This window comes from Paenibacillus diazotrophicus, from assembly GCF_042610465.1.
This window is the reverse complement of record NZ_JBGJZN010000003.1, coordinates 629,359-652,500: the sequence shown is the minus strand read 5'-3', so window position 1 is coordinate 652,500 and position 23,142 is coordinate 629,359. Positions and strand designations below refer to the sequence as shown.

Sequence of the window (23,142 nt, the reverse complement as noted above, 5' to 3'; positions counted from 1 at the left end):
AAGAGCGATTGCTCATTTTGAAACTGACGATTCATTAAATGAATCTTTTAAAAATTAACGCGTTCCATTTGTTCAGTTTTCAAAGAACTTGCTCCTGTTATCTTAACACCTCATGTCAAGCACAGGAATTAGATCATATCATATTTCATTATTTCTTGTCAACTTATTTCTTCTTCGCTTGTTCATTCAGCGTCGATGTCTCATAAGCACAAGAGATAATATATCATGCCGATCTGATGTTTGCAAGCTTTTTTTATTAATAATTGAAGTAACGCATAATTCGCACGTATAGGGCACAAATTGATTTCCATAGTGCAATATATATGGCTACAATAAAGCTAAATTAAAATCTGCAATACCAACATTCATAATCCGTCTGGAAAGGAGAAACAATGAACGACAAATCCATACAGGACTCACCGCCTGTAATAAATGAAGCGAAGCAGCGCCATTTGCAACAGACTACCATATACCGTATTTTATTGGCCGTCAGCTTTGTCCATTTATTTAACGACTCGATTCAAGCGCTTATTCCAGCAATGTTCCCTATTCTTAAGGACAATATGTTGCTCTCTTACGCTCAAGTAGGATGGATCGCTTTTGCTCTCAATATCACATCTTCTGTGATTCAGCCCGTTATCGGCTATGCCGCTGACCGTAAACCACGTCCAATATTGCTTCCGCTAGGGATGTGCTGCACCTTCGCCGGTGTATTCCTGCTGGCTTTTGCCGGTAATTATGTATTGGTGATATTCTCAGTGATGCTCGTCGGATTCGGTTCCGCAGCATTTCACCCGGAAGGCATGCGAGTAGCTCATATGGCTGCGGGACAGCGCAAGGGATTATCACAATCCATCTTTCAGGTTGGCGGCAATGCCGGACAGTCCCTGGGGCCGCTGTTAATGAAGTGGGTATTCATCCCGTTCGGACAGATGGGAGCGCTTGGATTCACCGTTATTGCCGCTGCAGGTATCGCTGTTCAGACCTATGTAGCCAGCTGGTACCGGAAAATGTTGAATGAAGGATATACCTTCCGTAAAAAGTCTGCTTCACGCGCCATTGATCCTGCACGCAGCAAAAGTATTTTGACGGCCACTATTATTCTGGTCTTCCTGGTATTTGTGCGTTCCTGGTACGGTGCGTCTATCGGCGGTTACTATGCCTTCTACTTAATGAAGAATTATGGGATGTCCATTGATGATGCCCAAATCTACATTTTTATGTACTTGGCTGCTGGTGCGGTTGGCACATTCTTCGGAGGACCGCTTGCTGACCGCTTCGGACGGCGCAATCTGATCCTGATCTCTATGGTGGGAACCGTCCCTTTTGCACTGGCGCTTCCTTTTGTGAGTCAAACCTGGGCGCTTGTTCTGCTGGTGATATCAGGTTTCATCCTATTATCCAGCTTTTCAGTGACCGTGATATATGCCCAAATGCTGTATCCGGGAAACATCGGGACGGTCTCCGGACTGATAACTGGACTTGCTTTTGGACTAGGCGGTATTGGTTCTGTCGTCATTGGTGCGCTTATTGACCGGATTGGCATCATGTCTGTATTCCTAGCTTGCGGGTTCCTGCCGCTACTCGGTCTCCTTGCTCTACTGCTCCCCGGAGATCAAAAACTGGAGGAATGGGCTGCAGAATAATTAACAACATTTTCAAAACTATCTTACGGAACCATGCTTCTCCTCTGTTGAGAACGCCCCAAAGAGAATTATTCATTCACAGCATTATGCGGTACAATTAGTTAAAAGTTGAATGATTCCAATGATCTCGGGTTAGAGGAGGAACACCATTGAAAAAAGCACTGGCAGGGCTCCGCAAAGGGTATGGCAAAAAGCTTGTTTCCATTCACATGTGGAATGCATGGCTGGTATTGATTCTGGCAGTGAGCGGTTTATTGCTGGTTGGCGGTTTCTGGCGGGAGCTGCTTGGGGAGGGGCGGGTGTGGCTGAAATGGGCGCATATCGCTTTTGGGCTGGTGCTGCTTGTTCCGGTCCTCTATTATTTGCTGCTTGCAGCCAAGCATTGGAAGAGACTGAAGGGAAAGAACTCGCAGAAGTCCAATGTGGTCTTTGTAATGGTGATGCTGATCGGCTGGATTTTATCCGGGATTGTCCTCTGGCAGTTCAGGATTGCCGGTCCGAGAGCGGCCAATACGGCGCTGTTTATTCATGATCTGCTCACATGGGTAGGGCTTCCGGTCATCATCTACCACTCCATTACAAGGGTGAAATGGCTGAAAGAGCCCAAGAAGCGCTCCATTGTGCCAGAAGTGGCAACAGAAGGTGAGCCCTTGGATATCAGAGTTACTCAGAAGCCTACTGCTTCTGGTGGACCTCAGCCAGTATATACACGGCGTGGTTTTATTAAAGTGGCTGTCGGAGCGGGTCTTGCGGTAACGCTTGGGCCTACCTTTGTACGTTGGATTGGCAAATCGTTGCAGCTTCCTGGAGCCGCCGAGTATACAGCAAGCAATGCTAATATCCTCGTTCCTGATCCTGTGCCTCTAGCGGATTCCTCTCCTCCCATTGGAGGCGGAGCAGAAGGTAGTTTCCGTGTATATACTGTAACGGATATCCCTGCCTTTGATAACGGCAATTGGTCTTTTACTATCGACGGTCTCGTAGACAAAAAGTTCACTTGGAATTGGGATGAGTTCGTCAAGCTTCAGCGTGAGGTTCAGGTTAGCGATTTTCACTGTGTCACCGGCTGGTCTGTCTATAAAAACACCTGGGAAGGCCTCCCGCTCGCAAGTCTGCTCGATATGGCCGGAGTAAAGAACATGGCAACGACTGTGAAATTCTATTCTGGTGATGGCGTCTACACCGATTCACTGACTCTGGCTCAAGCGCGTATGGAAGATGTAATGGTCGCTGTGCTTCATGACGGCAAACCTATTCCGAACCAGCTCGGTGGCCCTGTACGTCTGGTGACTCCACAAATGTATGCTTACAAATCAGTGAAGTGGCTGAACCGGATTGAACTCATTGAAGAAGATCATGTAGGCTATTGGGAACAACGCGGATATGATAAGGATGCCTGGCTGCCTAACGCGAAACGGGTATAAGGACAGAGGTAACTGTGCTATATAAGCTGAACTTAAGCATGATGGACGACTGATCTGAGAAACCCTTGTGGATCAAAGATTTTTCCAATACAGCAAGTTGGATTCATAAGTTCCAAGGATCCACTATAATTCCTTATAACAAAACGCCCGTCCTCCTGATTTGCAGGGGACGGGCGTTTTGTTATCTATGACAATGAGATATCAGAATCATACTTGCCGCAGCCTTCTTCCTAGCCTTCCAATAGCCGAAGCAGCTCGTCCTCATCCTCGATGACTTGAATACCCAGCTGCTGAGCCTTGGCTAGCTTGCTGCCTGCTTTTTCGCCGGCGATGACGAGATCAGTTTTTTTGGAGACACTGCCGGACACCTTGGCGCCAAGCGCCTCCAGCCGCTCTGCTGCTTCTTCACGGGTAAGCTTCTGCAGCGAACCAGTAAGCACTACTGTTTTGCCGCTGAAGAAGGAATTGGTATTCACTTGGCGCGGAGCTTCCGGTGCCTTCGCTTCTACACCGAGTGTAAGCATACGGTTAATACTGGTTACTACAAATGGATCTGCGAAAAAGCTTACGATGCTCTCGGCTACAATGCCGCCAATGTCAGGAAGCCCGGACAACTCCTCTGCGGTAGCATTCATGACTGCTTCCAGGCTTCGGTAGTGATCAGCCAGCATTTTGGTGGTTGCTTTGCCTGTGTTCGGAATACCCAGCGCAAACAGGAATGACGCAAGGTCCCGCCCTTTGCTCTCTTCCAGCGCCTTAAGCAGATTGTCGGCTTTCTTCTCCCCAAAACGCTCCAGCTTCACAAGCTGCTCGAAGGTCAGTTCATATAAGTCCGCCGGTTCCCGCACATCCAGTTCCTCATGCAGCTGTCCGGCCGTCTTATCGCTGAAGGTCTCAATATCCATCGCATCCCGTGAGGCAAAATGAGTGATCCGCCCGATGATCTGCGGCTTACAGTTCAGCTTGTTGTTGCAGAAGAGGTGGGCGCCGCGCATTTCCAGCGGGAAACCGCAGGCCGGACAATCCTCAGGGAATATAATCTCCCCCCCGTCACTCTCTTCTGTCACCTTGCCGAGAATTTCGGGAATGACATCGTTCGAACGGCGGATGAACACACGTGTCCCCAGAGCATGCTTGAGGTTCTTGCGTTCAATATCTCCAACGTTGTTCAAGGTACAGTTCTGGACAGTAACTCCTGCCAGCTCCACTGCTTCCACGCGTGCCAGAGGAGTGACTTTGCCTGTGCGGCCCACGTTCCAGCTGACCGACTCCAGGATCGTTGTGGTTTCTTCCGCTTCGAACTTGTAAGCCACCGCCCAGCGCGGGAACTTATCGGTGTAACCTAACACCTCACGGATACGGAAGTCAGTTACCTTGATAACCGCGCCGTCAATCAGATAGTCCAGACTCGAGCGGCTCTCCTCGATCTCTGCCAATTGTTCGGTAACGTCGTCAAAGTTATCAAAGTAGGTAAGGTACGGATTGACCTTAAAACGGTTATTCCTCAAAAAATCCATCATTTCCTGATGGTCTGTGAACTGTACACCCTCCGCATAACCTACATTATAGAAGTAAGCGTTCAGCCGGCGGTCGGCGGTCGTCTTAGGGTTGAGGTTACGCAGCGCTCCCGCTGCCCCGTTACGGGCATTCTTGAGCGGTTCAGCAGCCCTAGTATTATAGTCAGCCAGTACAGATAGATTCATAATTCCTTCGCCCTGCACTTCAATGAGACCTTCCTGGAATGGAATCGTTAATGGGACTGATTTGATGGTCTTTACCTGGGCAAGGATGCCTTCCCCGGTCACCCCATTACCGCGGGTAGCCGCTTGTACAAGCACTCCGTCGCGATAGGTCAGATTCAGCGTTAAGCCGTCAAACTTCAGTTCTACCGCATAGCAGGGCGCCGGAAGAGGATGATCAGGATTCTTGGTATTGTAATCATTCACCAGCTTCAGCAACCGGGTATTCCAGCTGCGAAGCTGTTCAATATTCTGCGCTTTATCCAGACTCCATAGCGGAGCCAGATGACGGTGTGGTGTGAACCCTTTGAGCAGTTCTCCCCCTACGCGCTGAGTAGGTGAATGAGGCAGCACGATGCCGCTCTCTGCTTCCAGGGCTACAAGCTTATCGTAAAGTGCATCATATTCTTTGTCGCTGACCTTCGGCGCATCCAGCGTATAGTAATGATAGTTATATTGATTCAGCTCAGCTACGAGCTCCTCCATAGTGTGCATAGCATCCATCGGGGAACATCCCTCCATCAAATAGTATCCTACGGCTAGCGTGGACTAAAAACGCATTCGTTAATCGCAAGCGAATTATTCGACTTTGGTGATTGGCGCAAAGCCGGCCAGCAGACGCTTCACACCCATCGGCGCCGGAAAAGCAATCTGCAGCTCCGTATCGTTGCCGCTGCCCTTCACGGAGACAACGGTGCCGGTGCCCCATTTGCCGTGGGAGACCTTGTCGCCGGCCTTGTATTCGCCGGGCGCCGATGCACCCGGAGCGCGCTGCGCGCCTCCGGTGGCCACGGTCACGCGGCTCGCACTAGCCGCCGCGGACGCAGTGCTGCCGCCGAAGCCGGCGCTCCCGCCGCCTGCCGGCGCATTACCGGCAGCGCCGCTGCGGCTGCCGAAGTTCCCCCGGCTGCCACCCCCGAAGCCGCGGCCGCCATAAGCACCGCCAACCTCCGCTCCGCGCCGGAAGCGGTCTGAAGCCCCACCGGTATCTTCCTTCAGTTCCTCCGGAATCTCCTCCAGGAAGCGCGACGGCGGATTCGCCGTCGTCCGCCCGAACAGCGTGCGCATCCGGGCGCAACTGAGGAACAGCTGCTTCTCCGCACGGGTGATCCCTACGTACGCCAGACGCCGTTCTTCTTCCAATTCATCATTGTCCTGGAAGGCCCGGCTGTGCGGGAATACGCCCTCTTCCATCCCGATAATGAAGACAGTCGGGAACTCCAGCCCCTTAGCGCTGTGCATGGTCATCAGCACAACCGCGTCACTGCGCTCTTCATCATCGTTCACGCTGTCAATGTCTGCGATTAGCGCCAAGTCGGTCAGGAAGGAGACCAGCGACTTATCTTCATTGTTCTTCTCGAATTCCATGGTGACTGACAGGAATTCGTCGATATTTTCCAGCCGGGAGCGGGATTCAAGGGTGTTCTCATTCTGCAGCTCCAGACGGTACTGGGATAGCTCCAGAATCTTCTCCGTAAGTTCCGTCACTGACAGGAATTCCACCATACGGTGCAGCGCCTCGATCATATCGTAGAACTCCACCAGAGTATTGCGCGTCCGTCCGGCGAAGCCAAGGTCATCCACCGTCTGCAGCGCACGGAAGATCGATACACCTTGAGAGGCAGCGGCTGCAGCCAGCTTGCCTACTGTTGTATCTCCCAGCCCCCGCTTCGGAACATTGATAATCCGCGTTAAGCTGATATCGTCATCGGGATTGGACAAGAGACGCAGATACGCCAGCAGATCCTTGATTTCTTTGCGGTCATAGAACTTGATCCCGCCGACAATCTGGTAGGGGATATCAGATTTGATCAGAATTTCTTCTATTACACGCGATTGGGCATTCGTCCGGTACAGGATGGCATGGTTCTGGTAGGCTTGGCCCTGCTTAACACTTTTGCTGATCTCACCCGTAACAAAGTAGCCTTCATCATGCTCAGAGTCGCCGCGGAACACTTTGATCTTCTCGCCTTCCGCAGAATCCGTCCACAGCTTCTTGGGCTTCCGTCCCGTATTCAGCGCAATCACGCCATTGGCTGCATTCAGAATGTTCGAGGTAGAGCGGTAGTTCTGCTCCAGCATAATCGTCTTGGCTTCGGGATAGTCCTCTTCAAAATTCAAAATATTCGATATATCCGCTCCGCGCCAGCGATAAATCGACTGATCACTGTCGCCGACAACACAAATACGGTGATGGCTGTCCGCCAGCATCCGGCAGAGCATATACTGCGCCCTGTTCGTATCCTGATACTCGTCGACATGGATGTACTTGAACTTCTTCTGGTAGAAATCCAATACCTCCGGCACTTCCTTGAACAATTCGATCGTCTTCATGATCAGATCATCGAAGTCCAGCGAGTTGTTGGCTCTCAGCCGCTTCTGGTACATGGTATATACTTTGGCCACGAGACCTTCCATATAATCGCCGATTTTCTGTTCATATTGTGCGGGCGTAATGAGTTCATTCTTGGCAGTACTGATCATCGACTGGACAGCCTTGGGTTCAAACTTCTTCGTGTCGATATTCAAATCCTTCATGCAGTTACGGATAACGGACAACTGGTCAGTAGAATCCAGAATGGAGAAGTTGGAGGTGAACCCGATCCGCTCAATATCCTTGCGCAGAATCCGCACACTCATCGAGTGAAAGGTGGAGACCCAAATATCCCGGCCTTCCGGTCCTACCAGCTTGGAGACACGTTCCTGCATCTCCCGGGCGGCCTTATTGGTAAAGGTAATCGCCAGAATCGCCCAAGGCGGCGCTTTGCGGTTCGCAATCAGCCAGGCAATGCGGTGGGTAAGCACACGTGTCTTCCCGCTTCCTGCTCCAGCCATAATCAGCAAGGGACCTTCAGTGGTTTCTACAGCTTGACGCTGCGGAGGATTAAGCCGGCTAACGGCATCCTGTATGTTAACAAGTTGCATGTGTGACATGCTCCTTTCTGAATAACGTGAATTAAAGGAACGGTATCGCCGTTCTTTTATAGGGTAAAGTCCATCTGCGGGGTTCTCTTAACCGCCTGTACGGTAAGCAGCGCCTGCTGCACATCCCGGTAGATGATATTCCCGACCACTACTGTATCACATAGGGCAGCAGCCTGCTCGGCTTCTGAATCAGAGGTAATCCCGCCTCCATAAAATAACTGACTATACTCAACAGTTTCTCTTACGGTCCGTACCGTCTCCATATCGCCAAAGGTACCGCTATATTCCAGGTAGACAATGGGCAGGCTCATCAGCTTGTCTGCAATCTGCGCATAAGCAGCGGCACCTTCTCCGCTCAATGAGCAGTCGGCACCTGTAAGACGAGCCACAGCAGAGTCCCCGTTCAGCACAATATATCCTTCTGCAAGGAAATGCTCCCATGGAATCAAGCTTCCATAACGCTCAATCGCCCGGCGGTGATGACCCAATATCCAGTCTGGTTGCGGGCTGTTCAGCACCATGGGAATCAGATACAGATCAAAACCCGGCACAACCGCCTCAAGGTCTGAAACCTCAAGTGCACAAGGAAGTTCGAATTGACGCACTCTTGCCAGCAATTCAGCCGTATTCTCATAAGTCACTCCGGTAGAACCACCGACCAGTATCGCGTCCGTCCCCGATAAGCAAACCGCAGTAAGTTCAGACTCTCCGAGCTCCCGGTCCGGATCCAGCTTAAAAACATGCCTCCACTGCCGAATCGTTTGCCTTATTTCATTCATCTTCGTCCATCCTCTTTATTCAACCGATTAGATTGGGTACGATTTACATGCTTTTTATTCATGCCAAAAACACTTCCGCTCCCGCAAAAGCTGTACCTCTAGTCTATGCCAGCAATAAGGGGGGTGTCAATTTAAAGAGCGGAAAAATGCGAACATTTTTTCGCCTTTTTCCGCTCTTTAACGCAGCCCTTTGAACTGGCTCAAATCTTCCTCAGAAACAAAGTCTGTATAGAACCCGTCCACACCCATGCGCGATAATTTAACAATCTCTGCTTCGTCATTAAGAGTGTGCACATAGATACGGGCTCCGGCTTTTTTCAGCTTCTGTACAAAACCATAAGTGGCCCGTGTGTCAGGCATGGTGATATCCACACCGCTCTTTTTCACAAAATCAATCACTTGGTCATCACTGTCCTGTGACTGGTATAGGGTATACAGCACCTCCGGGAAAACATGCACTTTGTTAATCACACCCAGCATGTCCTGGCTGTAGATCTGCGGAACCACCCGATCCAAAAGGTTCGGATCACGGTGTTCAGCAGCCTCGGTAAGCAGCTTAAACTGCTGTGTTATCAGCTCCGGCTTAATCTCCTTCGTATCTGTAACGATATAGGTATCCGGATAGGCCTGCATGAGATCTAGGATTCTCTCCACATCCAGGGGAGAATAGATATTCAGAATGGGACTGTTCATAAAGTGGGCATAATCCTGCACAGCACCTTGTCTGGCAGCAGGCAGTATCGTTTGTTGGCCCAGCAGCTTGCTCATATTATTCGTCCACTCATGACGGGCGACCAGCTGATCGTCAGTTGTAAGGAGTAAATCCACCTCGAAGACCCGGCTTCCTTGCTCGTAATTGGCTACAAAGGCTTCAAAAGAGTTGGTATACGCATGTCCGTTGATTCCCCCCATAGCATGGGCAACGATCCGGTGGGATGCGAAGCCGGTTGACGGCTTATTCTCTTGGTCACCGAGGGTAATCACTAACATAGAGATCAAAGCAAAAATCATAACGACTGTGGCAATAACTTTTGTTTTTTTCATAGATGTGGTTTCCTTTGCAACAGTTAGATTAAAAAAGAAGAAACGGATGTGTCTTCCTCAAATTTCAAGGAGGGCACCCGTTTCAACAGGTATAACTATTCGAATGTAATAAGTTCAGTAAGCATTTTTGAATCCGTTACGAATGGTCTTCCATATAATCCGGATATCGAACAGCAGCGACCAATTCTCGATATAGAAAATATCATGCTTGATCCGCTCCTCAATAGAGGTGTCCCCACGAAGGCCGTTACTCTGAGCCCAGCCGGTAATTCCCGGACGCACATGATGCTTGACCATATACTTCGGGATTTCTCCGCGGAATTGCTCTACGAAAAAAGGACGTTCTGGCCGCGGTCCCACCACACTCATCTGGCCAAACAGCACGTTGAAAAATTGTGGCAGCTCATCCAGGCTAGTCTTTCGGATAAAGGTTCCGAACCGGGTCCGACGGGGATCAACGGGAGTACTCCAGCCCGTATCTTCCTCCCCATCCTGCTGCATCTTCATCGAGCGGAACTTGTACATCATGAAATTGCGCCGGTTCAGCCCTACCCGTTCCTGCCTGAAAATCACCGGCCCCGGGGAAGTCAGCCGCACACCGAGAGCCACAATGAGCATCACAGGGGACATCACAATAATGGAAAATAGTGAGAAAAGGATATCAAAGGCGCGTTTGGCCAGCTTGTTGCCGGTCATATCCAGCGGAATGTCACGCACATTAATCATCGGCATTCCCGCAAAGTTATCAAAGTACGGACGGGCTGGCAAATAATCGAAGAAATCAGGAATAATCAGCGTCCGTACTCCGGCCTTCTCGCAGGCGGCGATAATTGCCGGATATTTAGAATGGGCATCCAGTGGCAGAGCAAGAATTACTTCGTCCACCGGCAGCATTTCCAGCATCCCGGGCAATTCATCCACTGTTCCCAAAATCGGCTTGTAGCGTTCCCCTTCAATGCCATCCCATGTGTGGTAATCATCCAGAAAGCCAATGGTCTCATACCCGAGCTCCGGGTACTGCACCAAGTTGTTGTAGAATCTTTTACCCAAAGTACCAGCCCCCAGAATCAGGACGAATTGACGGTTGAAGCCTTTTTCGCGGAGGGACTTCAGCATTTTCTTCAGTACGTAGCGGTACAGCATGATAGACAGGACATTTAAACCCATATAGATCGCAAGGTATTGCCGGGATACGTCAATTTCTTTCAGAAAGAACATCAAGCCGAGCAGCATAAAGATGGCCATGATATGCACCTGAAAAATTTTAATGAACTCGTCGATGAAACGTTTTTTGCGCTTCGGTAAATACAGTGCGAGCACAATTCCAATTAATACAGAGATTGCGCCGTAAATAACGCTCCAATAAGCATATGATTCCACAGGCAATGTATTGTAGGATTCGAGTAGACCACTTCTGAATTTAAGCCACCAAGCCACTAGAAAGGACAGTTGAATGACCAGAAAATCGGCTACCATATACAGCTGTGTCAAAAACCTCTGATTACGGCGAATCATAATCTCACCTCAGCATTCGATTCCGTTCTTGAACCGGACTCCCCGGAGACTGTAAGGCTCTGCGCCGGCGAAGGCACGGCCTGGGGACGGATCAGCGCATTGCGTACCAGTGAAAGCAAGAACTTCACACCCACTCCGGCATAGACCGCTCCATTTATCATACTGTTGTACCGCTTGCTATAATGCTTGCGGTGAAATAAAATCATTGCCCGATGGAACTCGTACACGATCTTGAACGGTCTGCGCCGTGCACTGCCGCCCTTGAGATGTACAATGGAGGTCTGCGGGTAATAATAAATCCCCCAACCGGCCTCCTTGATCCGGAAGCACCAGTCCAGATCCTCACCATACATAAAAAAGTCCTCATCCAAGCCGCCGACCTGATCGATGGTCTTGCGCCGCAGCAACATGAATGCCCCGACCAGGCAATCTACAGGGTAATCCTGATCAGGATCCAGATAACCTAGTTGGTAACCATTGAATCTTGGCTTGTCCGGGAACAGCTTACTGAAGCCAAAGGCATAATAGAAGGAAGCGGATGGGGTCGGAAACCCCCGCTTGCACGCCTTATCCAGCGAGCCATCCGGCAATATCACTTTACAGCCCGAAGCCCCAAGATCCGGCCGGTTATCCATAAAGGAGATCATCGTCTCCAGCGTATCCTTCCGAACAACCGTATCCGAATTCAGCAGCAGCACATACCGACCTGAAGCCACTTCCATTCCCTGATTATTAGCACGGGCAAACCCGACATTTTCACTGTTAGCGATTAACATCACACCAGGAAATTCCCGGCTGATCCGCTCTACCGAGTCATCCCGGGAGTTATTGTCTATTAGAATGATTTCATAGAAAAAATTAGTTACCGAATCATACACCGACCTCAGACAATCCATCGTCAGGCGGCATGTGTTGTAATTTAGGACGATAATACTGACATCTACACTCAATGCGGGTACGCTCCTGACAAATATAGTAATCTATCGACAACCATTATAACACAAAAACCTCCTTGATAGGCGTAGCCGACCCGGGAGGTTTTAACAAATTTATACATATGCATAGAGTAGACTGCGGGACGTAGTGGTAGTGCCCGCTCGTCTTCTATTCAACTTTTCACTTCGCTTCTCATTTCCCACTTCTTAATCTCTCAACCTTTGCCTGGATATACTTGCGCTTTTCCTTGAGGTTCTTCCATTGTGCAAAAAAGGAGCTCCAGGCTTGGATTAGCTTCGGTTCCTTTATCAGCATATACCCGTGTGCCGCGAGCTCGTAGGGCAAAGCATAGAGGAATGTTGAAATCAGCTTGCGGGCAGGTTCGTTTTTATAGATCATTTTGTAGCGGTTAATATAGGAAATTCTCCGGATGAACATTGGTTTGCTGTCACGACCAGAAGTTTTCCAGCCCCGTTCGTGATAACCAATCGCTTCAGCATCATAATAGGCTAACCAGCCGAAGAGTCCAGCCCTCCAGGCCACATCCACATCTTCCTTATAAGCAAAGAAATCCACATCAAAAAACTCACCGTTCACACTGATGTCCTCAATCATCCGCCGGGAGTACATTGCAGCCGCCCCAGACACTCCAAATACTAACCCGGATTCCGGCCAGTTCACCGCAGGCTCTCCCGCGCCACGATCAAAGGCACGCCGTGCCCTGTTCATCCGCAGTCCCGTGCTGTCTACAAGAGAGTCATCCGCTTTTAGCAAAAGCTTGCCGGTAGCACTCCCGATCTGCGAGTTGGCTTCCATCTGCTTGACGAGTCTGGATACATAATCCGGCGCAAGCGTCAGATCCGGATTCAGAACCAGAACATAGTCTGTATTCGTGGTAGCAATAGCCTGGTTATGGGCGGGGGCGAAGCCGGTGTTGATCTTATTTTCGATGAGAAGGACTGAAGGCACGCTTGCCTCCATCTTTACGGTATCCTCAACTGGGATACTCTGCTGATGAGCGGAACGGACCTCAGCTGCGATTGAATAGCTGAACTCCCTCGCCTTATCGGTGCTGCCGTCTGTTGAGGCATTGTCTACTACCACGATCTGTTCAATAGGATAGTCCTGTGAGAGGACTGCGGTCAGACAATCCTTAATATCCTCCGCGCTGTTGTAGGTAACAATATGTACGCTGACGGTTTTGTTATTGATCGTATGATTGATATTATTTATTTGGTTATTCATAAGAGTCCTCGGATTCTGGTATATGTAGCAGGTAAGCATGCTGACCCAAAAGCTGAACCAGCTTCACTCTATTATACCGAAAACAGGAATGGGCGGCTATGTGTGCTTGTAGGGGTCTACTTCATAAAAAAACTCCCAACCGCCAGGCGCGGTCAGGAGTTCTCACTTTAGTTAATCTATTATCATGTTATTGAGCATTCCTTTATTTCAGCTCAAGCAAAAAGTCCCTTAGCCCTTCACGCCATGGCCGTATATCCTGAAACCCGTTCGTGCGAATGGATAGATGCTCCATCACTGAATACGCGGGACGCGGCGCCGGACGTGGGAACTGCTCTGTTGTGCAGGGTTCCAGCTTTGCGGTAAATTTCAACCCCAGGATATCCTCCGCTTCAGCGAAAATCGCCTGTGTGAACTCATACCAGGTACAGAACTCACTGTTCGAAGCGTGGTAAACACCGTACTTCTCCGTCTGTATAAGCTCCAGTAAGAAGTTGGCTAGATCCACCGTATAGGTAGGTGAACCTACTTGATCGTCTACTACCTGGATCAGTGGTTTCTCCTGTCCCAGCTTAAGCATGGTTTTCACAAAGTTATTAGCATACTTACCATACACCCAGGAAGTACGCACGATGAAGAACTTCGTGGATAAAGACTGCACGAGGATTTCTCCAGCCCGCTTCGATTTACCATAGATAGTGTTAGGATTGGTATTATCATATTCATGGTATGGCCGTGTTCCCGTACCATCAAAAACATAATCCGTGCTGATGCATACCATCTTCGCTCCCACCTTCTCCGCAGCAAGTGCTACGTTCCGGCTTCCTGTCGCATTAATCAGATAAGCAGCATCGATGTCAGTCTCTGCGACATCTACTGCGGTATGAGCGGCACAATGAATCACAGCATCTGGCTCAAATCCACCGATGGTCTCCACGCACTGATCCAGATCGGTGATGTCCATCTCCTGGCGGTCGCAGCCTAGCACCTCATGACCTTGCGCCTGCAGCAACAGTACCAAATCCTGACCCAATTGCCCGGCTGAGCCTGTTACAAGCACCTTCATCTTAGGCATTACAGAGAATCCCCCAGACGGCTGCCGTACTGGAGCGCGGCATATTTCTGGTATTCCCCCGATTGGATACGGGTCCACCATTCCTGGTTATTCAGATACCACTGTATCGTTTCCTTAATCCCCGTCTCAAAAGTATGCTTAGGCTTCCAGCCCAGATCTCTTGTGATTTTGGTAGGATCGATGCCGTAGCGGCGGTCATGGCCAGGACGATCTTGAACATAAGTGATCAGTGAATCCGGTTTGCCCAGTTCCTGTAGCACTGTGTTTACAATATGAACATTCGTGCGCTCATTGTTCCCGCCAATATTATACACTTCACCATTCACACCTTCATGAATGACCAGATCAATGGCACTGCAATGATCCTCAACATACAGCCAGTCACGGATATTCATTCCATCGCCATAGACCGGCAACGCCTGATCCGCAAGTGCTCGTGAAATCATTAGCGGAATAAGCTTTTCAGGGAATTGATAGGGACCATAGTTGTTGGAGCAGCGGGTGATATTTACCGGCAGTCCAAATGTCTCATGGTAAGCACGTACCAATAAATCCCCGCCCGCTTTACTTGCCGAGTAAGGGCTGTTTGGAGTTAGTGGAGTCTCTTCCGTAAATAACCCGGTAGCTCCAAGCGATCCGTATACCTCATCCGTAGATACCTGAACGAACTTCGTAATACTGTACTTTTTAGCCGCGTCCAGGAGCACTTGCGTACCCAGTACATTCGTCTTCACAAATACTTCCGGTTCCAGAATACTCCGGTCCACATGTGACTCCGCTGCAAAGTTGACCACAACGTCAACGCCTTGGCCAATCAGCGAATCCATCGCCGCCACATCAGTAATATCCGCCTTAACAAACGTATAGTTCGGATGGCCTTCCACGGATTTCAAATTCTCCAGATTGCCAGCGTATGTCAAAGCGTCAACATTGATGATCTTGTAATTCGGGTGCTGCTGCAGCATGTATATTACGAAGTTGCTGCCGATGAATCCGGCTCCGCCGGTAACAAGCAGTTTCATTTGTGTACCCACCTTTTTCCTAGAAGTAATGATGTATGAACCACTTCCGCCCGGAAGCGATTATGCACAATTAGTATTAATCAAAGTTTAACTCCGCATCCTTTAATAGCGGATGGCGCTGGTCTTTATCCGACAACACAGGAGCAGACGTCGGCCAATCAATGCCAAGCGCCGGATCACTCCATAATATGCCGCGGTCATTCTCAGGGGAATAATATTCGTCCACTTTGTATAAGACTTGGGTGTTCGGTATTCAAAATCCTTTAATGTTTAAAAATTAATACGCTCTTTCTCAACAACCAAAGGTCTTTTTAAGACTTGAGTATGAATAGATCCAATATACTCTCCAATAATCCCTATAAAAAATAACTGAACGGAAGAAAATAAAAACAGCCCTATAATAAGAGGAGCAGTTCCCATTGAAAAGTAATTCCAGAAAATTAATTTTGCAATTAAATAAACTATAGCTACGATTAAACTCAACGCAGACATAGTAAACCCTAGCATAGCTGCTAGCCGCAAAGGAATCTTGGAATGATTTGTAATGCCAAGCATTGCAATATCATAAAGAGTATAGAAGTTGTTCTTTGTTATACCACGTTTTCTTACGGGTTGAGTGTATTCAATTTTATAGCTTTCAAAACCAATATCAGAAATCAATCCCCTAAAATACGGATATGGATCATCTACTTCTTTTAGAATACTAATAATTTGCTTATCGTACAGCCCAAAACCAGTATTGTTTTTGGTTAGCTCTATCTCCGATACTCTATTAATAAAATTATAATACATTTTTCTTATTGCAAACATTGCTTTGCTCTCATGGCTTTCAGTCTTAACCCCAAGCACTACTTTGAAACCCTCTTCCCACTTAGCTACAAAATCCTTAATCATTCCTGGAGGATCTTGCAGATCTGCAACTAACAGTATTACAGCGTCTCCATCTGCTTGCAACAAAGCATGGTAGGGAGAACGAATATGTCCAAAGTTACGAGAATTTACAATTATTTTAGCATTTTGATCATCCTTGGCTATTTCTTTTAAAATAGCTACCGTGTTATCTGTTGAAGCATTATCAATAAAAATATGATCATAAATATAACCTGGCATCTCCGAAAAAACAGACTTTACTTGAATATAAAGTTCGCGGACATTTTCTTCTTCATTATAGCAAGGCGTTACTATGCTAATTTTTCTCATTGTTATTCCTCATTCTAAATTGTTGGTAACCTGACTTAACACTTTGTAAAGAGGTATAGTAAGGTTGATAGCCTATGGTTAGAGCATTATTATATAAAGAATAATAATTGGTCTTTGAGCCTGTTATAGAATCATTTCCAGCATTTGTTATAATTTCGTATTTTAAACCATGCTCATCCGCAAAATAATCCAGGATCTCAAATTTTGTTGCTGGCTGTAAGGAATATACGTCATATACATTATTTTGTATATTCTCATCAAAGCAAAACTCCACTAATCGAAGAAAATCATCTGGATGTACATAATCTCTTTTGATATTCTCTGATGAGGTATGTAGTATTTCCCCTGTCTGAATATGTTCAATTATGTCAGTTACTAGAAACCTCGATTTCAAATCAATGTAAGCACTAAAAAAGCCAAATACCCGAAGATCTACTATTTTTAAGTTTTTCAGACTTCTATGCTTGGCCTCCATATTCAACTTAGATATGCCATAATAATCTTTGACAGATAAATTATTTATATTCAAATTCAAATGTTTATGGCTTGTTGCAGGCAGTTCAAATTCAGATCCATAAGCAGCCCCACTACTAAGATTGATGTACCTAGTAGTAGGCATAGTTTGCAAATATTGCAGAATCCGATTGTCGTATTGTTCGGTAATTTGAAATACATTGAATGGATTATAGATCAAATCTTGCGGGTTTCCTATGCCTATACAATTAATAATAACATCGTAAACAGCCGCTTCTTCAAACTGTCCGTATTCGCACAAATGGACACGTTCTGTGATTTTATTCTCATCTAAAAAAGAAGTAAGCTTCTCCTTAGAACGAGCGAACAAATACAATTGATAATCGTTTGTAGTTGAAAGACCGATTACTAAGTTTTTAGCAATATGACCTGTAGATCCCAATATAGCGATATTCAAAAGCTTCTTATTTAACACTTCCAGAGCTCCTTTAGTTAGGGATATCCATTTCATCTACAAGATCGACTAACATTATCTTTTTCAACTCTTCTCGATCTAGATAAGGGTACATATCTTCAATCGGTCTGTTTACAACAAGCTTAGGATGAACTTCAGTCTTTTTCTCTAATATTACTTCGATAAAAGCAGGTCCTTCTGTATTCAGAAAACTCTCAAGTTCCTGCAGATCATCCATTGATTTCATCAGAAATGCTGGGATTGCATATGCTCTAACGATATTAATAAATGAAGGATTCGGATTTACTGTTGATTGTTGTCTACCCTCAAAGTATAGATCTTGGAATTGTCTCACCATTCCTAATGAGCTATTATTCATAACTACTATCTTGATGGGAAGATTCAACCGCACAATTGTATCTAGTTCTTGAATATTCAACTGAAATCCACCATCTCCAGCAATGACTAAGGTCTCATCACCAGTTGCTAACGCAGCACCTATTGCTGCTGGTATAGCAAAACCCATGGCTCCCATACCGCCTGAATTCAGCAATCTTTGGGAATGTGATAATTTAAAAGATTGAGATGCCCACATTTGATGTTGTCCAACATCTAGGCAGATTGCACCAAATTCATCTGATTTCGATGACAGAAGTTCCATGAAATGATTGGGTTCAATTTCATTCCCTTCAGGACTAAATGAATAAGTAGGATAGCGACCTTTCAATTGCTCAATCGTATTCAACCATTCAGTGATATCTGGTTTATCAAATCCTGCCAGTTCGTAGTTTATTCTCTCTAAGAAATCATTTAAGTTTGCCTTTACAGCAAGAGTAGCCTCCACCTTACTGTTTAGTTCATTATAGTCAATATCAACATGTATCTTTTTAGCTCCACGTCCAAAAGTATCCGGTCGGGTTCCTGTCTGTCTGCTATCAAGCCTTGAGCCCAAGATAAGCAGTAAATCACAGTTAGCAAGAACGAGATTGCTGTATCTATTACCATATGAACCTATTAATCCTGAATACAATGGATTGTCATGTGAAATCACATCTAACCCCATTAAAGAACTAACTATGGGTATTCCTGTTTTTTCTATGAACCGAGATAACTGGTCTGTAGAATTACTTACTCTAACCCCACCACCTGCTAGAATTAGTGGTCTCTTGGCTTCGCTTAACATGCTGATAATATCTGCGATAATCGAGTCATCAATATGTGAATCCCTTGAAATCACTTTATATTCCTGACTATCGAAAAAACTAACTAAAGTCTCGGGTTCAATATGCGCTCTTTGGATATTCATTGGAATATCTAGCAGCACCGGACCAGGACGACCGTTTTGTGCAAGATAAATCGCCTTTTCCAACTCATATCTTATTAGAGTGGGATCTGTCACCATAACAGCATACTTGGTCAATGATTCTGCTACACTAACAATATCCGTCTCCTGAAAACCAATTTGTCTTACAGGTCTGTCGAACTTATACTCATAGGTATTCACTTGTCCTGTAATAAACAGGCATGGAACTGAATCGAAGAAGCAACTTCCAATGCCAGTAAGCAAATTCAAGGCACCAGGACCGCTTGTTGCCATAGCCACTCCAAGTTTCCCATTCATCCTTGCGTAAGCCTCAGCCGCAAAAGCACCTGCTTGTTCATGGCGTACAGAAACACATTCCATATCATCTCTGAACGAGACAGAGTCCAGCAAGTGAACAATTGCTCCCCCGATAAATTCAAATACATGAGATACTCCTTGTTCCTTGAGACAGTCTATTACGTAGTCTGATAACTTCAAGTAGATTCACTCCTTATATAGACTGTTGATACTCTTCAATTTGTCTCGCACAGACGTCAACTATGCTATTCCCTTCTTTATAGGCAATTGTAAATTCAATGATTTTGTCAATTGCTTGTTCCAGGTTCCAACGTGGGTGCCACTTCAACTCAGCATTAGCTTTTGAACAATCCAACTTAAGATATTGTGCTTCATGAGGCTGGGAGCTGGTATCTACTTCATAACTTGCTCCGGTCCACTTCCGGCAGATTTCCTGCACAATCCATTCAACAGGTTTAGCATCATCATCAGCTGGACCGAAATTCCAGGCACTTGCGAATTTTTCACCTTGATTAAATAAGTTTTCTGCTAGTAATAAATATCCACTCAATGGTTCAAGAACATGCTGCCACGGTCTAATGGAGTGGGGGTTACGTATAGTAATCTTTTGATCATTAAGAATAGATCGTATACTATCTGGCACAAGACGATCTGCTGCCCAATCACCACCGCCAATCACATTTCCAGCTCTTGCTGATGCAACAGCGATCCTTCTGCCGCCTATTAGGTTGTTCAAAAAAGAACTCCGGTAAGCGCTGGTAACTAGCTCAGAGCAAGCCTTACTGCTTGAATATGGATCATATCCACCCAACGGCTCATTTTCTCTATAGCCCCAGTGCCACTCTTTATTCTCATAGCATTTATCAGTTGTAACGTTTACGACTGAAACAACACTTTCACAATTTCTAACTGCTTCCAGTAAATTTATCGTCCCCATGACATTAACTTCATAGGTTTCGACTGGACTTCTATATGATTCTCTTACTAATGGTTGTGCAGCCATATGAATCACTATTTCTGGTTGAGCTAACTGCATGGCCGCATTTAATTGTTGACCGTCTCTAATGTCACCTATCACATTATTCTTTAATAAGGTTTTTATATTACACAACTCGAATAAACTAGGAGAAGTAGCAGGTTCTAATGCGTACCCCGTAACCTCTGCTCCCATTGACTTCAGCCACATACATAACCAAGAACCTTTGAATCCCGTATGACCAGTTAAAAAAACTTTCTTACCATTCCAAAAAGATTTATTAATCATTACACATTCACCGACTTTGTATCCCAAGTTTTCCAAGGGGCCTTCCCACTGCTCCACAGATCTTCCAAATGATTTTTATCCCGCAACGTATCCATTGGTTGCCAGAATCCTTCATGTTTGTAACCAAACAGCTCACCATCACGCGCCAAACCTTCCAGTGGTTCCTTTTCAAAAAAGGTCTCATCACCAGAAATGTAATTGAATACTTCAGGCTGTAATACGAAGAAGCCTGCATTGATCCAAGATCCATCACCTTTTGGCTTCTCTTGAAAACCTTTAACTTCATTATTCGCCGTAATATCCAGTGCTCCGAATCTTCCACTTGGTTGTACTGTAGTTACTGTTGCCATACGCCCATGCAATTCATGTTGCTTAACTAATTCAGATATATTCACATCGGAAACACCATCGCCGTAAGTCAGCATAAATGGTTCGTTTCCAATGTATTTTTGTATTCTTTTAACTCTTCCTCCTGTCATTGTATCGACACCTGTATTTACCAGAGTTACCTTCCACGGTTCAGCAGTATGAGTATGTGTAACCAATTGGTTATCGCTTGTGAAATCGAATGTAACATCCGACTCATGTAAGAAATAATGTGCAAAATATTCCTTTATATAAAATCCTTTATATCCAAGGCAAATGACAAAATCATTAAATCCATAATGAGAATATAACTTCATAATGTGCCATAAAATAGGTTTCTGCCCAATTTCAATCATAGGCTTCGGTCTGAGATGAGATTCTTCGCTGATCCGTGTTCCATATCCACCTGCAAGAATAACTACCTTCATTTCATTAGCCTCCGAACTATTTTTTATCTAACACAAAGCTTCTGATCTTACTAACCACGTAGTCTATTTTCTCTTTGGTTAATCCAGGATATACTCCCACCAAGAATGTATCATGCATGATTTTATCAGTATTCTTGAGATCGCCACTTATTCTATAATTCACATTATGGAAGGCTGGTTGACGAGTTAAGTTACCAGCAAACAACATGCGTGTCTGAATACGATTAACTTCTAAATACTCAACGATCTCATTTTTCGTAAATTTCGCGCCATCCTGTACAGTTAACATAAAACCGAACCAACTTGGATCTGAATTTTCAGTAGCTCTCGGAAGAATAAAGTGTTCTCCCAAATCCTTCAACCCTTCATATAAACGATTAAAATTATCTTTGCGTGCTTGAGTAAAGGTAGGAACTTTTTTAAGTTGCTCTACACCGATAGCTGCCTGCATCTCTGTAACTCGTAAATTGTAGCCAATATGAGAGTAAGTATATTTATGGTCATATCCGTAAGGCAAGGATCCCAATTCCCATCCAAAGCGTTTATTACATGTATTATCACAACCGGATGGACACCAGCAATCTCTACCCCAGTCTCTGAAAGACTCTATGATTGATTTGAGCAGAGCGTTATTAGTATATACTGCCCCACCTTCACCCATAGTCATATGATGTGGAGGATAAAAACTTGATGTACCGATGTGCCCGTGTGTACCAGTTAATTTACCGTTAAATTTAGAGCCAAGCGCGTCGCAGTTATCTTCAACTACCCATAGATTATACTTCGCAGCGATTTCCATAACCTTGTCCAGTTCAAATGGATTACCCATTGTATGTGCAACCATGATAGCCTTGGTCTTTGGTGTAATTGCTTCTTCAATACGATCTACAATAATGTTGTAAGTGCCTAATTCCACGTCGATAAATACAGGGACAGCACCATTTTGTACAATAGGCGTTACAGTTGTAGGAAAACCAGCAGCTACTGTGATTACTTCATCTCCCGGTTTGATCTGACGATCCTTCAGCTTCGGAGAGGTTAAAGCGGAAAATGCTAGAAGGTTAGCAGAGGAACCAGAGTTAGTCAGAAGTGCGTATCTAACGCCTAGGAACTCAGCATATTCCTTTTCAAATTGTTTGTTATATCGACCAGCGGTTAGCCAAAAGTCTAGTGAGGAGTCCACCAAGCTTCTCATTTCTTTTTCGTCGTATACACGACCTCCATAGGATACTTGGGTTGCTTCAGGATCAAAATCTTTGTTTCTATCAGAATGAAATAGCTCGTAGTAATTTTCAACTTTAGATAATATATCGAGTCTGATTATTTTCTCAAAATCAGTTTTATTGATTTCGGCAAATGGAGTGATATTCTCCTCAGAAATATTTGTTTTAACACGAGTATCTAAATATAATTTTTCCGTTAAATCCCCGTGTGTAACTACGAAGTTATACTTTTCTGAAAATCCATCGGGAAGATTTGGGGAAAGATTGTAAACCTCAACTTGGTCTCCTCTCACATTAGAAGAAATCAAAGCATATTCACCGGATTTTTTGACTAATACAATTAGGCCTTGCTTTAACATTACTACACCCCTTATGAATTTTTGGAGGTTCTAAAACTCCAGTATTTGTGACCAAAAAAACTAATCAATGTTGTTAGAAAAAGAGCTATCGCTTGAGCTATTAACTTATTCATTCCTATTGTATCAACTAATAAAGTTAATAGAAATAAATTGACAAAGAAAGTAACAGCGTATACTGATATAAACTTTATTGCGCTTCTAGTATTATAGCTTTTTTGTTGAAAAGTCCACTTGTTATTCCAAAAATAACTATGGGCCACACCAATAATATGAGAAGCAATCAATGCCTGCAAATAGTTGTTATTAATAATATGAAGATAGATTGCATAAACACCAAAACCAACAATTGTATTTAAGATTCCAACAATAACAAAACGAAATGTTTGAGTACTCATAAACCACCTCT

Annotated in this window: 18 protein-coding genes and 1 pseudogene; 2 read left to right on the top strand and 17 right to left on the bottom strand. The window is 45.6% G+C overall.

Features of this window, described 5'->3' with window-relative positions; translation table 11 throughout:
• The first annotated feature begins 392 nt into the window (after positions 1–392).
• Together ACAN54_RS16940 and ACAN54_RS16935 are read left to right on the top strand one after the other, a co-directional pair.
• Positions 393–1,646 (top strand): MFS transporter, encoded by a 1,254-nt coding sequence (locus tag ACAN54_RS16940; protein WP_379157494.1) that lies wholly within the window; start codon positions 393–395, stop codon positions 1,644–1,646.
• A gap of 149 nt (positions 1,647–1,795) precedes the next feature.
• Complete coding sequence (locus ACAN54_RS16935) at positions 1,796–3,070, top strand: molybdopterin-dependent oxidoreductase (protein ID WP_379157492.1); 1,275 nt, start codon at positions 1,796–1,798, stop codon at positions 3,068–3,070.
• 230 nt (positions 3,071–3,300) lie between these two features.
• Here ACAN54_RS16935 and ligA read toward each other — a convergent pair whose 3' ends face one another.
• The 17 genes and pseudogenes from ligA to ACAN54_RS16850 form a co-directional block, all read right to left on the bottom strand.
• A complete protein-coding gene (gene ligA / locus ACAN54_RS16930) occupies positions 3,301–5,313 on the bottom strand; it encodes an NAD-dependent DNA ligase LigA (protein WP_379157488.1) in 2,013 nt (670 codons plus the stop codon).
• 75 nt (positions 5,314–5,388) lie between these two features.
• Positions 5,389–7,734: a DNA helicase PcrA gene (gene pcrA, locus ACAN54_RS16925; RefSeq protein WP_379157485.1), complete on the bottom strand. Its 2,346-nt coding sequence runs from the start codon at positions 7,732–7,734 to the stop codon at positions 5,389–5,391.
• 56 nt (positions 7,735–7,790) lie between these two features.
• Complete coding sequence (pcrB, locus tag ACAN54_RS16920) at positions 7,791–8,513, bottom strand: heptaprenylglyceryl phosphate synthase (protein WP_379157482.1); 723 nt, start codon at positions 8,511–8,513, stop codon at positions 7,791–7,793.
• Positions 8,514–8,690: 177 nt separating this feature from the next.
• Entirely contained in the window at positions 8,691–9,557 is an 867-nt protein-coding gene (locus tag ACAN54_RS16915) for a phosphatidylinositol-specific phospholipase C/glycerophosphodiester phosphodiesterase family protein (protein WP_379157479.1), read from the bottom strand.
• 114 nt (positions 9,558–9,671) lie between these two features.
• Complete coding sequence (locus ACAN54_RS16910) at positions 9,672–11,072, bottom strand: undecaprenyl-phosphate glucose phosphotransferase (RefSeq protein ID WP_379157476.1); 1,401 nt, start codon at positions 11,070–11,072, stop codon at positions 9,672–9,674.
• The gene (locus ACAN54_RS16905; RefSeq protein ID WP_379157557.1) at positions 11,069–11,968 is read right to left on the bottom strand and encodes a glycosyltransferase family 2 protein; all 900 of its coding nucleotides are present in this window, start codon (positions 11,966–11,968) and stop codon (positions 11,069–11,071) included. The genes ACAN54_RS16910 and ACAN54_RS16905 overlap by 4 nt, the downstream gene beginning before the upstream one ends.
• 232 nt (positions 11,969–12,200) lie before the next feature.
• On the bottom strand, positions 12,201–13,253 hold the full coding sequence (locus ACAN54_RS16900) for a glycosyltransferase family 2 protein (RefSeq protein WP_379157473.1): 1,053 nt from the start codon (positions 13,251–13,253) through the stop codon (positions 12,201–12,203).
• A gap of 202 nt (positions 13,254–13,455) precedes the next feature.
• The gene (gene rfbD / locus ACAN54_RS16895; protein WP_379157554.1) at positions 13,456–14,316 is read right to left on the bottom strand and encodes a dTDP-4-dehydrorhamnose reductase; all 861 of its coding nucleotides are present in this window, start codon (positions 14,314–14,316) and stop codon (positions 13,456–13,458) included.
• An 8-nt stretch (positions 14,317–14,324) separates the two neighbouring features.
• Complete coding sequence (gene rfbB, locus ACAN54_RS16890; protein WP_379157470.1) at positions 14,325–15,347, bottom strand: dTDP-glucose 4,6-dehydratase; 1,023 nt, start codon at positions 15,345–15,347, stop codon at positions 14,325–14,327.
• Positions 15,348–15,423: 76 nt separating this feature from the next.
• Positions 15,424–15,600, bottom strand: a pseudogene (locus ACAN54_RS16885) (dTDP-4-dehydrorhamnose 3,5-epimerase family protein); the annotation flags it as partial.
• A gap of 17 nt (positions 15,601–15,617) precedes the next feature.
• A complete protein-coding gene (locus ACAN54_RS16880) occupies positions 15,618–16,547 on the bottom strand; it encodes a glycosyltransferase family 2 protein (RefSeq protein ID WP_379157467.1) in 930 nt (309 codons plus the stop codon).
• Positions 16,534–17,496, bottom strand: a complete 963-nt coding sequence (locus ACAN54_RS16875; protein WP_379157464.1) for an NAD-dependent epimerase/dehydratase family protein — start codon at positions 17,494–17,496, stop codon at positions 16,534–16,536. The genes ACAN54_RS16880 and ACAN54_RS16875 overlap by 14 nt, the downstream gene beginning before the upstream one ends.
• Before the next feature lie 13 nt (positions 17,497–17,509).
• A complete protein-coding gene (locus tag ACAN54_RS16870) occupies positions 17,510–19,276 on the bottom strand; it encodes a thiamine pyrophosphate-binding protein (protein WP_379157461.1) in 1,767 nt (588 codons plus the stop codon).
• Positions 19,277–19,289: 13 nt separating this feature from the next.
• On the bottom strand, positions 19,290–20,360 hold the full coding sequence (gene rfbG, locus ACAN54_RS16865; protein ID WP_379157551.1) for a CDP-glucose 4,6-dehydratase: 1,071 nt from the start codon (positions 20,358–20,360) through the stop codon (positions 19,290–19,292).
• Positions 20,360–21,154 carry a glucose-1-phosphate cytidylyltransferase gene (rfbF, locus tag ACAN54_RS16860; RefSeq protein ID WP_379157458.1) on the bottom strand — a complete coding sequence of 265 codons (795 nt, stop codon included), beginning with the start codon at positions 21,152–21,154 and terminating at the stop codon, positions 20,360–20,362. Before rfbF ends, rfbG begins: the two co-directional genes overlap by 1 nt.
• A 16-nt stretch (positions 21,155–21,170) precedes the next feature.
• Complete coding sequence (gene rfbH / locus ACAN54_RS16855; protein ID WP_379157455.1) at positions 21,171–22,736, bottom strand: lipopolysaccharide biosynthesis protein RfbH; 1,566 nt, start codon at positions 22,734–22,736, stop codon at positions 21,171–21,173.
• Between the two features lie 11 nt (positions 22,737–22,747).
• Positions 22,748–23,131 carry a GtrA family protein gene (locus ACAN54_RS16850; protein ID WP_379157452.1) on the bottom strand — a complete coding sequence of 128 codons (384 nt, stop codon included), beginning with the start codon at positions 23,129–23,131 and terminating at the stop codon, positions 22,748–22,750.
• Positions 23,132–23,142 lie beyond the last annotated feature (11 nt).

What these genes read in the sequence shown, in the direction of transcription:
- ACAN54_RS16940 (WP_379157494.1), top strand. Translation starts at nt 393, where the DNA reads ATGAACGACAAATCCATACAGGACTCACCGCCTGTAATAAATGAAGCG.
- ligA (WP_379157488.1), bottom strand. Translation starts at nt 5,313, where the DNA reads ATGGATGCTATGCACACTATGGAGGAGCTCGTAGCTGAGCTGAATCAA.
- pcrA (WP_379157485.1), bottom strand. Translation starts at nt 7,734, where the DNA reads ATGCAACTTGTTAACATACAGGATGCCGTTAGCCGGCTTAATCCTCCG.
- pcrB (WP_379157482.1), bottom strand. Translation starts at nt 8,513, where the DNA reads ATGAATGAAATAAGGCAAACGATTCGGCAGTGGAGGCATGTTTTTAAG.
- ACAN54_RS16915 (WP_379157479.1), bottom strand. Translation starts at nt 9,557, where the DNA reads ATGAAAAAAACAAAAGTTATTGCCACAGTCGTTATGATTTTTGCTTTG.
- ACAN54_RS16910 (WP_379157476.1), bottom strand. Translation starts at nt 11,072, where the DNA reads ATGATTCGCCGTAATCAGAGGTTTTTGACACAGCTGTATATGGTAGCC.
- ACAN54_RS16905 (WP_379157557.1), bottom strand. Translation starts at nt 11,968, where the DNA reads ATGGATTGTCTGAGGTCGGTGTATGATTCGGTAACTAATTTTTTCTAT.
- ACAN54_RS16900 (WP_379157473.1), bottom strand. Translation starts at nt 13,253, where the DNA reads ATGAATAACCAAATAAATAATATCAATCATACGATCAATAACAAAACC.
- rfbD (WP_379157554.1), bottom strand. Translation starts at nt 14,316, where the DNA reads ATGAAGGTGCTTGTAACAGGCTCAGCCGGGCAATTGGGTCAGGATTTG.
- rfbB (WP_379157470.1), bottom strand. Translation starts at nt 15,347, where the DNA reads ATGAAACTGCTTGTTACCGGCGGAGCCGGATTCATCGGCAGCAACTTC.
- ACAN54_RS16880 (WP_379157467.1), bottom strand. Translation starts at nt 16,547, where the DNA reads ATGAGAAAAATTAGCATAGTAACGCCTTGCTATAATGAAGAAGAAAAT.
- rfbG (WP_379157551.1), bottom strand. Translation starts at nt 20,360, where the DNA reads ATGATTAATAAATCTTTTTGGAATGGTAAGAAAGTTTTTTTAACTGGT.
- rfbF (WP_379157458.1), bottom strand. Translation starts at nt 21,154, where the DNA reads ATGAAGGTAGTTATTCTTGCAGGTGGATATGGAACACGGATCAGCGAA.
- rfbH (WP_379157455.1), bottom strand. Translation starts at nt 22,736, where the DNA reads ATGTTAAAGCAAGGCCTAATTGTATTAGTCAAAAAATCCGGTGAATAT.
- ACAN54_RS16850 (WP_379157452.1), bottom strand. Translation starts at nt 23,131, where the DNA reads ATGAGTACTCAAACATTTCGTTTTGTTATTGTTGGAATCTTAAATACA.